Here is a 14,760-nt window from a genome sequence, read left to right as displayed (position 1 = left end):
TGCAGCCTAGGCCCTGTCCTGTGCCTGTTCCACCATCGACCCGCGAAAACGCGCCGCGTCCAGCTCCCCCTCGGCGCGCGCGACCAGCGTAGCCACCGCCAGATTGGCCGAGGCGGATGGCACGGTACGCGTCATGTCGAGCAGCCGATCGAACGGCAGGACCAGCCCTACGACGAGGGCGGTCTGCTCCGCCCCCACGCCCACCGCCGACAGCATCGCCGCCAGCATGAAGAGCGAAGCCGAAGGGACGGGTGCCGTACCGAAGGCCGCCAGCGCGCCGGTTACCAGCATGACGACGAGCATGGTCGCGTCCGGGACGATCCCCAACGCCTGCAACGCGAACTGGCCGAGCAGCCCGACATACATGGCCGTGCCGTCCTTGCCGATCGATGCCCCCAGCGGCAGCACCGTCGAGGCGACGCCGCGCGACACACCCAGATTGTCCTGCGCCACCCGCAGCGCGACGGGCAGCGTCGCCGAGGACGAGGCGGTCGAAAAGGCGACGATCAGTGCATCGACGATCCCCCAGAAGAATCGCACCACCGGCAACCGAGCGACGAGCCCGACCAGTGCGGCATGAACGACCAGCATCTGCACCAGCGACGCGATTATGACCGCCAGCGCAAGCCAGCCGACATGGACGAACAACGCCGTGCCGTTCACAGCCACCGCCTGCGCGATCAGCGCAAGCACGCCGAATGGCGTCACCTCCATGACCACGCGGACGATATGCAACAGTACCGCCGACAGCCCCTGGAGCAGCGCGACGACCGGCCGCCCCGCCTCACCCGCCATCACGCTGCCGGTGCCGAGCAGCACGGCGACAAAGATGATCGCCAGCATGTCGCCGCGCCCCAATGCCTCGACGATGTTGATCGGCACGATCGACAGCAGTTGGTCAGCCGGCGTCACCGGCGCCCCGAGCGGATGGGGAACCACGTCCGCCAGCTGCATCGCCGCGCCGGGCCGCAGGATGAGACCCATCGCCATGCCGATCGATACCGCCACCAGCGTGGTCGCCGCGAATAGTCCCACCGTACGCAGCCCGATCGACCCCAGCCGCCGGGGATCGCCCAGCGTCGCGATCCCGCCTGCGATGGTGACCAGCACCACCGGCACCACCAGCATCTTGATGAGGCGGACGAATAGCTCACCGACGAGCCGGATCGCCCCGGCCCCTTCGGGCCAGAACAGACCGAGCGCGACGCCCAGCAGCAACCCGCCCATCACCCGCTGCCACAGCGGGATGCCGAACCACCCCCGGATCAGGCGCAAGCCGGCGCTCCCCAGAAGCCGGGCGCGGGCGCCGTCAGAATGCCGCAGTCATCCCGCGCGCCGCCGGGACGATCGGCCGCCAACCACAGCGGGCCGTCCAAATCGACGAAGTCCGCGTCGCCCGCCACCAGCATCGCGGGCGCGATCCCCAGCGACGAACACACCATGCACCCCACCATCACGCCGAACCCCCGCTCCCTTGCCTCTGCCGCCAGCGCCAATGCTTCGGTCAAGCCGCCGGTCTTGTCGAGCTTGACGTTGACATGGCTATAGCGCCCGGCCAGCCGATCGAGATCGGCGCGGGTGTGCAATGCCTCGTCGGCGCAAATCGGGATCGTTCCTGCCAGCTCGGCCAGTCCTTCATCCTCTGCGGCAGGCACCGGCTGTTCCAGCAGGTCGACGCGCTGGGCGAGCAGCATCGGCAACCGATCGGCGATGTCGGCCACCCGCCAACTTTCATTCGGGTCGACGATCAGCCGGGGCGTGAGCGCGACGGCACGGACCGCCGCGATTTGTTCGGCCGCGCCCTCGCGATCCACCTTGATCTTGAGCAGCGGGACCCGCGCCACCGTTCGGGCGACCTCCGCCATGGCCTGCGGCGTGTCGATACCGATGGTGATCGCCGAGGCGAGCGCTGCCACCGGCGGGAGACCCGCGAGCGCCGCGACGCTGGTTCCGGCCAGTCGCGCCTCCAGGTCCCAGAGCGCGCAATCCACCGCGTTGCGGGCGGCCCCCGCTGGCATCGCCCGGGCGATGTCCGCTCGCGTCGCGCCGCCCTCGATCAGGTCGCGGACCGCTTCGATGGCCGCGATCGCCGCCTCGATCGTCTCGCCATAACGGGGATAGGGCACGCCCTCACCCCATCCTTGCGCGTCGCCCTCGCGGATCGTCACCGTCACCACATCGGCGGCCGTCTTCACCCCGCGCGCGATGCGGAACGGCGCCCTTAGCGGGAAAGGGTCGTGACGAACGGCGAGGATGCGGCGCATGACGTTTCCAGCAGGAGGTCGACGATCGCCTCGGCACCGAAGCGATAGGGATCGGTGCAGGGCAGGCCCAGCGCATCCTCGGTCTCGGAACACAGACGCTGAGCGGCCGCTTCGTCGAGCTTGACGGTGTTCAGCGCCACGCCGACCGCACGAACGTCCGGGCTGGTCAGCCGGGCAACGCGCAGATTGGCATCCAGGCACTCGGCCAGCCCCGGCATCGGGAAATGCGGCAGGCCGCGCATATGCGGGCGCAGTGGATCGTGGCACATCACCAGCGCGGTCGGCTGTGCGCCATGGAGAAGGCCGGTCGAAACCCCTGCAAAGGCGGGGTGGAAGAGCGATCCCTGCCCCTCGATCAGATCCCAGCCCTGGTCCGTACGGGCCGGGGCCAGCGTCTCGATCGCGCCCGCGATGAAATCGGCGACCACCGCGTCGAGCGGCACGCCGTTCCCTGCGATCAGGATGCCCGTCTGGCCGGTCGCGCGGAAATCAGCCACGACACCCCGTGCACGCAGCGCATCGCGCAGGCAGAGCGTGGCGTACATCTTGCCGACTGAACAATCCGTGCCAACGGTCAGCAGCCGGTTGCCCGTACGCCTCCGTCCATTGCCGACCGGCAGCGTCTCGGGCGCGTCGCGCACGTCGAACAGGGTAACGCCCGCCTCCGCTGCCGCCGCGACCAGCACGGGCACGTCGCGCAGCCGCTGATGAAGCCCGCAGGCGATGTTGAGCCCGGCGCGGATCGCTGACAGTGCGTCGCCTATCATCCAATCGGGGAAACGCCCCCCCGGATTGGCGATGCCCAGCACCAGCGTCCTGGCCCCGGCGGCGCGTGCCGCAGCGGCATCCATCCGGGGCAGGCCAAGCGTGAACGGGCAATCGTCGTGCCGCCATTCGCCCACACAGTCTTCGCTGCGGAAGGCGGCCAGACCGCGCGATGTCTTGAGGCCGATCTCGTCATCGGAATGGCCGAGATAGAGGAGGTAGGGGGCGGGAATGGTCATGATGCGAACATGATAGGAGCAACGTCCTAGGTGCCGCCAATCGCGCTCGCATTGCCGCCTATAACGTGCGGCTATTGGCCGCAGCCGCTGGGCCGGGCCCGCAGCAGGGCCCGGCCCGCCGCCACGCCGGTCGCCGCCCCGTCGGACACCGCCCGTCTCCCGTTGACGAACAGCGCGGTAACGCCGACGCCAGGCACGCGCGGATGCATATAATCGGCGCGGGGGGCATAGGTTCTGGGATCGAGCACCACGACATCGGCAAAATAACCTCGCCGCAGATAACCGCGCTGCGCGATGCGATACATGTCGGCCGTCGCGCCGGTCGACCGGCGGATCAACTGTGGCAGGGTGATCACCTTCCGCGCGACGACATAGGTGCGATAGAGCTGGGGAAAGGTCGCATATTGGCGGGGATGGCCGTCCGATCCGTCCGATGACGTCACCACCCAGGGCTGCTTCATGATCAGGTCGACGTCACGATCGGCCATGTTGAAGCTCGCCACGCTGCTGCCCGCCGGGCCGGTGCCCGTGGCATTGGGCGTGCGCAGGATGCGGATCGCCGCATCGATCGGCGAGAGCCCCCATTGCGTCGCCATCGCGGCCAGCGTCTTGCCGCTCCAGGGCTGGCCCTGCGCGGTCAGCAACAGCGAATCCGCCCCACCCCGCCGACGCAGATTCTCCGCCATCTCGGTCTTCAACCGCGCGAGCGTCGCCGGATCGTCGAACCGGGCGAGCAGCTTGGGATAGCCGCCGTCCATCGCCCAGCCCGGCACCAGCGCGGCATCGACGCTCGACCCCGAGGCCAGCCAGGGATATTGGTCCGCAGTGACGGCCTGCCCCTTGCTGCGCGCCGCCTCGATCGTGGCGATCAGCGCGGGCGCCTGGCCCTGCACATCGACACCCAGGGCCTTCAGATGAGCGAAATGGACCGGCGTGCCGGCGATGCGCCCGATCTCGATCGCCTCTCGGGTCGAGGCAAGAAGGCCGATCGAATAATGCGCCTCGTCGCGCTGGTGCGTGTCGTACATACCGCCGCGCTTGCCCGCTTCACGGGCGACCGCCGCTACTTCGGCCGTCTTGGCAAAGCTTTGCGGCGGATAGAACAGTCCGGTGGACAGGCCATAGGCGCCCTCGCACATCGCACGGGCTGCAAGGCGCTTCTCTTCCGCCAGTTCGGCGGCCGTGGGCGCGCGGGCATCCTGTCCCAGCACGCGCTCGCGGATCGCCCCGAAGCCGACGAAAGGCACGACATTGGTGCCGATCCCGCTGGCCTCCAGCGCGCGCGCATCCTTGGCCACCTCGAACGTACCATAGCCGTCGACGCCGATCACCACGGTCGAGACGCCTTGCGCCAGCCAGGGAAGATTGAGCCGCGCCTTGGCATCGGCCGAACGGATATAGCTGTCCGGATGGGTATGGGCATCGATCAGGCCGGGCGCGACGATCAGCCCCCGCGCATCGATCTCGTCAACCGCCGCCGTGCCGCGGGCGCGGCCGACATAGACGATGCGATCGCCCGCCAACTCGACATCGCCGACAAAGGGCGGCGTCTCGGCCCCCGTATAGATGGTGCCGCCCCGGATCACGACATCGACGCGCGGCGTACTCGACGCCGTGGCGGCGCACCAAACCAGGGCGGTCAGGACAAGACGCTTCATCTCGGGCTCCTCTCGGGTTGCAGGTGGGTGAGGGTCGTAGCGACCGCGTCGACCGCGGCGCGGCTGAACGGCATGGGTAGCATCTGGCCTGCACTCCACGGGCCACCCTGGTCCTGCCGGTGCGGGGAGCGCGGATCGTTCGACTGGCCCGGCAGGTTGAGCATCAGCGAACGATCCCAGTCACCGACATCGATGACCTCGAGATAGCTCGCGCCGCCGCCGACCCGCCAGTCCGGTCCGTTTCCCAGCCAGCGGGCCATCACCGTAAAGCCATCGCCGCCGGAGCCGCCCACCTCGATCGCGGGGAAAGCCGCCGCGATCGCCGGAAGCCGCGCAAGCGGATGCGTGATCCGGACCCGATGAAGCATATCCCACCGCCAAGCCTTGGGATCGGGCCCCAGCAGCTTGCCCGCTTCCGTCCAGCCGACGGCGAGCGACTCGTCGATCAGGTCGGGCCGGCCAGCGGCCACACGCAGTAGTTCGGGCGGCTCGATCGCGGAAATCAGGCTGCGCGCGTTTTCCGGGACCAGCGCGCCCAGCATCCGTACATTCAGCGCGCGCAGCACGATCTCGTACAGTGCCGCCGCCCCGCTCGCACCGTCAATCCGCGCATCCCAGCGCGCCAGCATCGCGACCGCCGCCGCCGCTCCGGGCGAAGGCTGGCGCGGTAACATCGCCTGGAAGCGCCGGGCGAGCGACGACGATATGTCGTGCTGCAGCGCCACGCTGTCGGCCAGACTGTGCCGGGTCTGGTTCGACAGCATGTCGGCAATGCGATCATAGCGTGCCGGATCGCGGAACGAGAAGGCCGGGCTCTTTTCGATCGGCCAGCCTGGCGGCAGGTTGTTCTGGTTCGCGGAGGCGAACCAGCCCGCAGCGGGATCGAACACACCGGGCAAGGCACGGAAATCGCGCATGCCCACCCAGTCGTAACGGCCATCGCCCGGCACCGGCAGCAGGCCATTGCCGCGCTTGCGCTCCGGCCAAAAGCCGATGGCCTGCCACGCATGATGCCCGTGCACATCGGCATAATGGAAATTGGTCGGCGACGGGTGAAGCTTGAACGCCTCGCGCAACCCCGCCCAGTCCTGCGCCAGGTTGATGGCCACCATTGAAAACGCACCCGATCCGCCCGGCTGCATTCCCACCGAGGCGATCGCAGTCGCGCGCGAACGGGCCGGATCGTGCGACACCACCGGCCCCTGCACCGCGTAACGGAGCACCGCCCGGTGCGGCGGCGCGTCCTTCACGGGAATGTCGACCACCTCCCGGTCGAACCGCTTCCAGCCGCCGTCATGGCGGTAACGCTCCGGATCGTCCGGATGGAGCTCCAGCACGAACAGGTCTTCCTGGTCGATATGGAAATTCGTGCGACCGAAGGCGAAGCGGTCGGTATGGCCCTGCATGATGCCCGCCAGCCCCGGCGCCCCGCCGCCGATCACGTCCAGGCCGGGCGCGGTGAGATGGGCGACGTGGCGCGGCCCGAACCCGCCAATGCCCAGATGCGGGTCATTGGCCAGGATCGGACGCCCCGTCGCGGTGCGGCTTCCCGCCACCGTCCAGGCGTTCGACCCGGCATTGGTGGCGCTCAACATCTCGTCCCGCTCGCGGGTCGGCGTCTCTCGTCCGAACGGCAGCGGCCCAAGCTGCAACACCCCCATGTCCGCCTCGCTGACCTGTGCCGGGTCCAGTCCCTCCGGCACGGTCATCGCGATCGCGGGGCGCAGCGGAGCCACCAGCCGGTCGAGGTCGAGCCGCCCCATTGCCGCCAGCATGGCGCGGCGAATCTCGTCGTCGACATTGCCGACCGAGCTGCCCCGCGCCACCACCAGATCGCGCAATTCCCAACGCATCGGCATCACGCCCAGAATGCGATATTCCAGCGGCAGCAATGTCGGATCGCGCACCACTTCGGCGATCCGGGCATTGATCCCCGCGACATAGCCCCGCACGCAGTCCAGGACCGGCGACGGGATGCGGGCCAGCTCCGCATCGAGATCGCCGCGATAATGGAACAGCTGGGCCTTGGCGTCATATGTCGCGAACGCCGCGCCGAACGCCTCGGCCATCCGCCCCATTTCCCGGCGATGGGCGAAGTCGATCTGGAACAACCGGTCGCGCGTAACGACATAGCCCTGACCGAAAAAGGCATCCGCCTTGGTCTGCGCGCGGATATGCGGGATGCCCCAGCCATCGTCCACGATCTCGATCGGTCGCGACAGGCCGGGCACCGTCGCATAGGCGGTCGAGCCGACCGGCCGGGCGATCCCTCGCCAGGGCGCAAGCGCACCCAACGCGGTGGCGCCGAGCAGGAATGTACGGCGAGAGACCATGGCTTCCCCCTTCTCGAACCATGCGGTGTGTCGGATCATCCCGTGGCGCACCCCCGCAAACCCGGTGATGCCCCCTGTCGACAGGACGGCCGGTGCCAAACCATAGGGCGGCCCGACGCGCGTGCAATGCCGCCATAATCCAAGGCTATGGCCCACCCAACGATCGGTAGTCGGACGACCCTTGACCTGGGTCGCGTCTCGCCTGCACCATTCCGGAAGCACGGATCAGCGAAAAGATCATGACCGGCCGCAGGGAGATCACGCTCCAAAGATCGTGAATAGGGGGATTGCATATGACCGACGGATCTCGGCGCCGTCTGATGAGCGCCGGCACGGGCCTGACAGCCTTGTCGATGGCGCTTGCCTTCCCCGCCTTTGCCCAGACGACGCCGTCACCCGGCGCGAGCCCGTCCCCGCCGGACATCAACGGGACGCAAATCGACCCGGACGACATCACCGTGACCGGCACGCGGATCATCCGCAACGGGTTCAAGTCGCCGACGCCGCTGACCGTGGCGACGCAAGAGGATATCCTCAACACCTCACCGACGAACAACATTGCCGATTTCGTCAACCAGCTGCCCGCGCTGGCAGGTTCCACCCGCCCCTCCAATTCGCGGCTGGCAATCAGTTCGGGCCTGGCGGGCATCAACGCGCTCAACCTGCGCGGACTGGGCGAGATCCGCACGCTGGTGCTGCTCGACGGGCGGCGGACGGTGTCGTCCAGCGTTACCGGTCTGGTCGACGTCAACACCTTCCCCCAGGCCTTGGTAAAGAGTGTCGAGATCGTCACGGGTGGCGCATCGGCGGCCTATGGATCGGACGCGGTCGCCGGGGTCGTCAACTTCGTGCTCGACAAGAAATATCAGGGCATCAAGATCCTGGCCGACAGCGGGATCACCGAACGGGGCGATGGTGCTAATTACTCATTCAGCGCCGCCGTCGGGACGGCCTTTGGCCGCGATGATCGCGGTCATCTGCTGCTGAGCGGCGAATGGGCGCATCGCGACGGCATCTTCCGGGTCGACCGCGCGTGGAACGCGCGCGGCGTGGTCCGGATCACCAATCCCAATTACACCAACACCAATGGCCAGCCGCAATATCTGATCCGCCAGCCGGTCGGCGTCTCCAACACGACCCCCGGTGGCATCATCCTGAATTCCAGCGGCGGCGTGGCGAACCGGCTACGCGGCCTCTATTTCGGGCAAGACGGCGCAGCGAGCCAGTATCAGTATGGCGCGCTCAGCTTCCCGGCGCTGGGCGGCGCCACCGCCCCTTCGCTGACCCAGGGCGGGGACTGGCGCGTCAACGATCAGGGCCGCAATATCGGCCTGGATGCGGACGACGATCGCCGGGGCGCATTCGGCCGGTTGAGCTACGAAGTCGCCAATGGCGTGACGCTGTTCGCCGAGGCATCGTACAATTGGCAAAAGACGCTGTTCAACGCCGGGCCGCAATCGACGACCGGCATCACCCTCACGGCGGCCAATCCCTATCTGCAGGCCGCCCTGGCCAATGCGGTGTCCGCCGGGCTCATCACCCCGGCGGAGCGGTCCGCCGTCACCTCGGTGACGGTCGGCAGCACCGCCGTCGACCTTCCCTACCGAAAGAACAACAGCAGCCGTGACGTTCAGCGTTACGCGATCGGCGGCGAAGGGGAATTTCGGGCATTCGGCCACACGGCCTTCTGGAACATCTACGGCCAATATGGCGAAACGAACGCGCATGAGCAGTTGCGCGATATCATGAACACCGCCAACATGGCCGCAGCGACCGACGCGGTCGCCGCACCGGCGGGCAATGCGCTGGGTGTGGCAGCGGGCACGGTCGTATGCCGATCCTCGCTGACCGCGCCGACCAATGGCTGCGTGCCGCTCAACCGGCTGGGCATCGGCGTCGCGAATCCGGCCGCGATCGACTATGTCCTGGGCGATCCCTATCGCGACCAGAAACTGAAACAGACGGTTGCCGGTGCCAATCTGTCGATGACCCCGTTCGCGACCTGGGCGGGCGACGTCAGCGTCGCGGTAGGCGGCGAATATCGCCGGGAGTCGGTATCCGGCTTCGTGCCCAGCCAATATCAGACCGGCTGGTCCGTGGGCAATTTCCTGCCCACCTTCGGCAGCTATCACGTCAAGGAAGCCTATCTCGAAACGGTGGTCCCGCTGGGCCTCGGCCTGGAGTTCAACGGCGCGGTTCGCGGGACCGACTATTCCACCTCGGGCTATGTCACCACCTGGAAGCTCGGCGCGACGTGGCAGCCCATTCCGGACATCCGCTTCCGCGCCACCCGGTCACGCGACATCCGTGCCCCCAATCTCAGCGAGCTGTACGCATCGGGTACGTCGCGGACCAATACCCTGACCGATCCCGCGACCGGGCGGACCACCGTCACCTTCCGCGAAATCACGACGGGTAACCCCAATCTGCGCCCCGAAAAGGCCGATTCGATCTCGATCGGCGTCGTGCTCCAGCCCCGCTTCCTTCCCGGCTTCTCGGCCTCGGTCGACGGCTTCGACATCAAGCTGAGAGACGCGATCGGGCAATTCTTCGCACAGGACATCATCAATCGCTGCTATGAGGGGCGCAAGGACTTCTGTGCCGCCTATGTCCCCGATCCCTCGGGCGACCGGGAGCTGTTCTTCCGGGCCAGCCCGTTCAACTTCGCGCGGCAATGGGTGCGCGGCATCGACTTCGACGCCAACTACCGCGTGCCGCTGAGTGACCTCGTCCGTCAAGCCCCCGGCGCGGTGACGCTGCATGGGCTGGCGACGCGGTATATCCACAACATTACCGACAGCGGCGTGCCGAACGTGGTGCCGGTCGACATCGTCGGCCAGCTGAACGGCACCAGCCCGCCCAAATGGATCTATCGCTTCAACCTGGCCTATGACGATGACGGCTTCTCGGTCACCGGCACGGCGCGCGGGGTGAGCAGCGGGACCTATGGCAACAACTACATAGTCTGCAATGGCAACTGCCCGACCGGGCGCCCCGCCGCAACCGTTTCGCAATTCCCGACGATCGACGACAATTCCATCTCGGGCGCGATGTATCTCGACCTGAACCTGACCGCCAAGATCAAGACGCATAGCGGCGGTCGCGCCGAGCTGTTCCTGAACATCACGAACCTGCTGGATCGCGATCCCATCCTCCTGCCGGAAACAGGGCTCGCGGCGAACAGCACCTATTCAGACCTGCTCGGCCGCGCTTTCCGGTTCGGCATCCGGTTCCAGACCCGCTGAGCCGGCGCAGCGGGGCGTTCACGGCGGCGGGACCGCCGTGATCCGTCCCCGCCGCCCCCCTCCCGTCCGGCGCCGCCATCAGGCCGGCAGAGTGGGCGGCGCGACGACGGCACGAAGCGACCCTGCCCAATCCAGGAAAGGAGGAAAGCCGTGCCGCTGCGGGCATCCGTAACCATCGCCGACGACGAATGGGGCGTGCCGCATATTCGCGCCTCCTCGATCCCCGATGCTTATTTCGGTCAGGGCTATGTCGTCGCCCGCGACCGGCTGTTCCAGATCGATCTCCAGCTGCGGCGCGATCTGGGACGGCTGGCGGAGGCATTCGGCGCGCGGTTCGTGCCCCATGACCATGCCGCGCGCCTGCTCCTCTATCGCGGCGACGTCGAGAGCGAACTGGCGGAGCTTCCCGTGGACGTTGTCGTTTGCGCCCGCGCCTATGTCGACGGGATCAACGCCCGCATCGCCGAGCTGGAGGGCGATCCCTCTTTGTTGCCGCCGGAATATGACGTACTGAAGCTGCAACCGCTGCGGTGGGACATTTCAGATCTGGTCCGCGTCCGCCGTGGCGACATGGGCAGCGTTACCGACGAAATCCGGCGGGCCCGGCTCGCAACGCTTGGCCTGCTAGACCTCGACACGCTGGTCGCACCGCTGACCGGGGACCGCACGCCCCAGCTACCCGAGGGGCTCGATCTGGCAGCCGTCTCTCAGGCCGATCTGGGTATCTTGGGCGAAACCGAAGGGCCGCTGCCCTGGAGCGGCACCTCGCCTGCCGGTTACGATCCGGTCGAGGACCGCCTCGACCGCGATGCGCATGGCAGCAATGCTTGGACAATCTCCTCTACGCGGTCGGCCACCGGTCGTCCGATCTTGGCCAATGATCCGCATCTCGGTATCGGAGGCTTTTCCCCACGTCATCTTGCCCATCTCACCGCCCCGGGTTTCGACGTGATCGGCGCGGGGAGTCCTGGCATGCCCGGCATCATGCAGGGCCATACCGACCATTATGCGTTCGGACGGACCAATTCGCATATCGATCAGGAAGATCTGTATGTCCTGGAGCTGAGCCCGGACGATCCCGAATGCTATCGCCATCAGGACCAATGGAAGCGGTTCGCAAAGACGACCGAAACGATTCGCGTGAAGGACGCCAATGACGTGGCGTTGACGCTCCGCCATGCCGAACACGGGCCGGTGCTGCTCCACGATCCATCCCGCCTGCGTGCCACGGCCATGGCGTCGGCCTCGCTGCTTCCCGGTGCCAACATGACCTTTGCCATCATCGCACTCAACCTGGCAGGGAGTTGGGACGAAATCGCCGAGGCCGCCCGGCTGCACGTGGCGCCGACCAACTTCCATTATGCCGATGTCGACGGCAACACGGGCTGGCGATTGCTGGGCCATGTTCCGATCCGTAACCAGGCTGACGGCCTGTTGCCGGTGCCGGGCGACGGACGCCATGACTGGCGGGGTATTCTTCCCGCCGAGCAGATGCCGACGCTTCTCAATCCGGCGCAGGGCTGGTTCGCCTCGGCCAACCAGTTCAATCTTCCACCGGAATGGTCGTCGACCAAGGGAATGACGAGCTTCACTTGGAACGCGCCTTATCGCTATGACCGGGTCGCGCAGGTGCTCGGTGAAGCCGACCGGCATTCCGTCGCCGACAGCGTGGCGTTACAGCATGACGATCTCTCGCTGCCCGCGCAGGCCCTTCTGCCGTTGCTGCCGAAGGCGCTCGACGGCATGGCGGGGCGGGCGGCAGCCATGCTCTGCGACTGGGATGCCCGGCTGGGTGCGGACAGCGCCGCCGCCGCTTTGTTCGAAATGCTGTGGATCGAACTCGGCAAAGCCTGCCTCGCCGCGATCGTGCCCGACAGGGCGCGCGAGTTGGTGACATCGATCGATCCGCGACCGATGCTCGCGCTGCTGACTCACCCCGATACGCGCCTCGGCCCCGACCCTGAAGCGGCGCGCGACGCGCTGCTGGCGAAGGCGCTCGGTCGGGCCTGGGAGACGGCATCGGAGGCGCTGGGCGCCGATCCGGCCGCCTGGCGTTGGGGTGACATTCACCGCGTCGTCCTTCGCCATCCCCTGTCCGGCTTGCCCGCGATCGACGCCGCGCTACCCGTCATCGAGGGCGGCCGGTCCGGGGGCGACACCTTCACCGTGATGGCGCGCGGCTATGTCGCCACCCGCGACTATCATGTCAGTCACGGCGCGAGCGTCCTGATGGTCTGCGATGTCGGCGATTGGGATCGGAGCTGTATCCTGACCCTGCCCGGCCAGTCGATCGATCCGCGCTCCCCGCATTACCGCGACGGCTATGCGACGTGGCTGGCCGGACGGCCCCGCCCCTTTCCATTTGGGAGGAAGGCGGTCGACGCACATATTCGCCATGTGACGGAGCTTCACCCATGACGATCGACCGGCGGCGCTTCGTACAGGGAATGACCGTGGGAGCAATATTCGTCCCGGCTGTCGTTGCCCAGGCACGACCGCCACGCTTCGCCGAAGCCTTTGATGAAATCCAATCCTGGGTCGGCAAGGCCTTTCCAGGCGCGGTCGTCGCGATCGGTCTCCATGGTCGGCTGGTGGCGCTGCGCAACTTCGGGCGGATGTCGTCCGCGCCCGATGCGCCGCCCATGCCCCGCAATGCGATCTTCGATCTCGCCTCGCTGACCAAGGTCGTCGGCACGACGACCGCGGCCGAGTGGCTCTATGACCGGGGGCTGCTGGACCTCGACCGGCCGGTGATCGACTATCTGCCGACCTTCGCCGGCACGCCCGGGCATGAACGGATTTCCGTGCGTCACCTGCTGGGTCACAGCTCGGGCTTGTTCACCACCGATCTTCTCTGGCAGCATAGCCGCAACCGGCAGGAGCTGCTCGCCCTGATCGATCATATGCCGGTCGCGTGGACACCCGGTTCGCACTATCAGTATCGCGACGAGAACATGATCCTGATGGGAGAGATCGTCGCGCGCCTATCGGGCAAGCCGCTCGACCGCTTCCTGCACGACGCTGTGTTCGGACCGCTGGGCATGAAGGATACCGGCTTCAACCCGTCCTCTCACAACCTGGCCAAGATCGTGCCCACCGAGCAGGACAAGATATTCCGGCACCGATTGATCCGGGGCGAGGTGCATGACGAAAATGCCTATGTGCTGGACGGGGTCTCCGGGCATGCTGGGCTGTTCTCCACCGCGCGGGACCTCGCAAAGCTGGCGGAACTCTATCTTCGCGACGGCAAGGACCTGTTGAAGCCGTCCACCATCGCCGCCTTCACCACTCGCCAGGCCGAACCGCCGGGGACTTCGCGCGCGCTGGGATGGGACATGCCCGATGCCTCCGGTAGCTTTGCCGGGCCGCGCGCCTCACCCGACGCGCTGATCCATACCGGCTTTACCGGCACGTCCATCTATATCGACCGCAAGCGCGATGCCTTCATCATTCTGTTGACCAATCGCGTGAACCCCACCCGCGACAACAAGCGCATCGGCGAAGCGCGGATCGCGATCCACACCGCTATCCTGGCGGCGATCGATGGACTGGCCCCACAGCGCCACGTCGGTTGATCCCGGACGATCGCTCATCGCATGATGTGCGACATGTGCGATCGCATTTGCTGAGATCATCGGAAGCGGGCGACGTCGCGAACCTCCCCGGCCAATATGCCTTTCACAAGGAGGCACTTAAGGCATGAGGTTCCCTCAGTGTTTCATCCAGGCTGAGGGGGAACATCCGGCGTTTACTCGGCGAAAATTTTGGCCGCCTTCCCGATAAAGCCGGTGAGCACGTTCGTGGTTCGCGCCCCATCCTTCCCTGCTCAGCAGTATGCGCGGCTGCCGCCGTGGGACGCCCGAACCTGCGAGACGGTCCCGCGCCCGTCCGGCCATCAGAGCTTTGTTGTCAGAACGTTCTGCGAGATATGTCGGTCGAAACTCAGGTCCGCGACGGCTGTTTCAGCGTCCGGTTCTCCTCCTCGCGTTACTTCACGCCTCACAAGCCACCAGCCCCGAGCCCGCCGTACCTCTTCTTCCAGCGGTAGAATGTCTGCCCCGAAATCCCCATCGGGCGGATGACCTTGATCACCGGCGTGCTGGTCTCCGCCCGGTTCAGCGCAAAAGTTATCTGCTCTTCCGAGTACCACGACTTCTTCAGGTCCCAGATTTTTGCCCGCAGAGTTCAAAGGTCCGGCAAACTCTCGCTCAGATCGAGCTAAAAAACAGGAAATACGTCAAAGGGTTGACCCCAAG

At 66.8% G+C, this 14,760-nt stretch carries 8 protein-coding genes and 1 pseudogene; 3 read left to right on the top strand and 6 right to left on the bottom strand.

The genetic code is table 11. The features are described from left to right. Positions 1-6 precede the first annotated feature (6 nt). The 5 genes from QE363_RS10375 to QE363_RS10355 all read right to left on the bottom strand — a co-directional run bounded on the left by QE363_RS10375 (position 7) and on the right by QE363_RS10355 (position 7,259). Positions 7-1,275 carry a dicarboxylate/amino acid:cation symporter gene (locus QE363_RS10375; protein ID WP_309694963.1) on the bottom strand — a complete coding sequence of 423 codons (1,269 nt, stop codon included), beginning with the start codon at positions 1,273-1,275 and terminating at the stop codon, positions 7-9. Beyond that, the gene (gene dgcA / locus QE363_RS10370) at positions 1,266-2,264 is read right to left on the bottom strand and encodes an N-acetyl-D-Glu racemase DgcA (RefSeq protein WP_309694962.1); all 999 of its coding nucleotides are present in this window, start codon (positions 2,262-2,264) and stop codon (positions 1,266-1,268) included. The genes QE363_RS10375 and dgcA overlap by 10 nt, the downstream gene beginning before the upstream one ends. Then, a complete protein-coding gene (gene dgcN, locus QE363_RS10365; RefSeq protein WP_309694961.1) occupies positions 2,222-3,268 on the bottom strand; it encodes an N-acetyltransferase DgcN in 1,047 nt (348 codons plus the stop codon). The genes dgcA and dgcN overlap by 43 nt, the downstream gene beginning before the upstream one ends. A 71-nt stretch (positions 3,269-3,339) precedes the next feature. Beyond that, complete coding sequence (locus QE363_RS10360; protein ID WP_309694959.1) at positions 3,340-4,926, bottom strand: amidohydrolase family protein; 1,587 nt, start codon at positions 4,924-4,926, stop codon at positions 3,340-3,342. Then, positions 4,923-7,259: a penicillin acylase family protein gene (locus tag QE363_RS10355; protein WP_309694957.1), complete on the bottom strand. Its 2,337-nt coding sequence runs from the start codon at positions 7,257-7,259 to the stop codon at positions 4,923-4,925. Before QE363_RS10355 ends, QE363_RS10360 begins: the two co-directional genes overlap by 4 nt. A 293-nt stretch (positions 7,260-7,552) precedes the next feature. Here QE363_RS10355 and QE363_RS10350 point away from each other — a divergent pair, with 293 nt between their 5' ends. The 3 genes from QE363_RS10350 (at position 7,553) to QE363_RS10340 (ending at position 14,079) form a co-directional block, all read left to right on the top strand. Continuing rightward, positions 7,553-10,504: a TonB-dependent receptor domain-containing protein gene (locus QE363_RS10350; protein WP_309694955.1), complete on the top strand. Its 2,952-nt coding sequence runs from the start codon at positions 7,553-7,555 to the stop codon at positions 10,502-10,504. 150 nt (positions 10,505-10,654) lie between these two features. Beyond that, positions 10,655-12,922, top strand: a complete 2,268-nt coding sequence (locus QE363_RS10345; RefSeq protein WP_309694954.1) for a penicillin acylase family protein — start codon at positions 10,655-10,657, stop codon at positions 12,920-12,922. Beyond that, positions 12,919-14,079 (top strand): serine hydrolase domain-containing protein, encoded by a 1,161-nt coding sequence (locus QE363_RS10340; protein WP_309694953.1) that lies wholly within the window; start codon positions 12,919-12,921, stop codon positions 14,077-14,079. The genes QE363_RS10345 and QE363_RS10340 overlap by 4 nt, the downstream gene beginning before the upstream one ends. A 180-nt stretch (positions 14,080-14,259) precedes the next feature. Here the strand turns inward: QE363_RS10340 and QE363_RS10335 are convergent. Beyond that, positions 14,260-14,665 (bottom strand): annotated as a pseudogene (locus QE363_RS10335) (transposase); the annotation flags it as partial. Positions 14,666-14,760: the final 95 nt, after the last annotated feature.

The sequence above is a fragment of the Sphingomonas sp. SORGH_AS_0870 genome (assembly GCF_031453175.1).
In the GTDB taxonomy this organism is placed as follows: Bacteria; Pseudomonadota; Alphaproteobacteria; order Sphingomonadales; family Sphingomonadaceae; genus Sphingomonas.
Note: the sequence above shows the minus strand (reverse complement) of the source record. Positions and strands in the feature narration are given on the sequence as shown.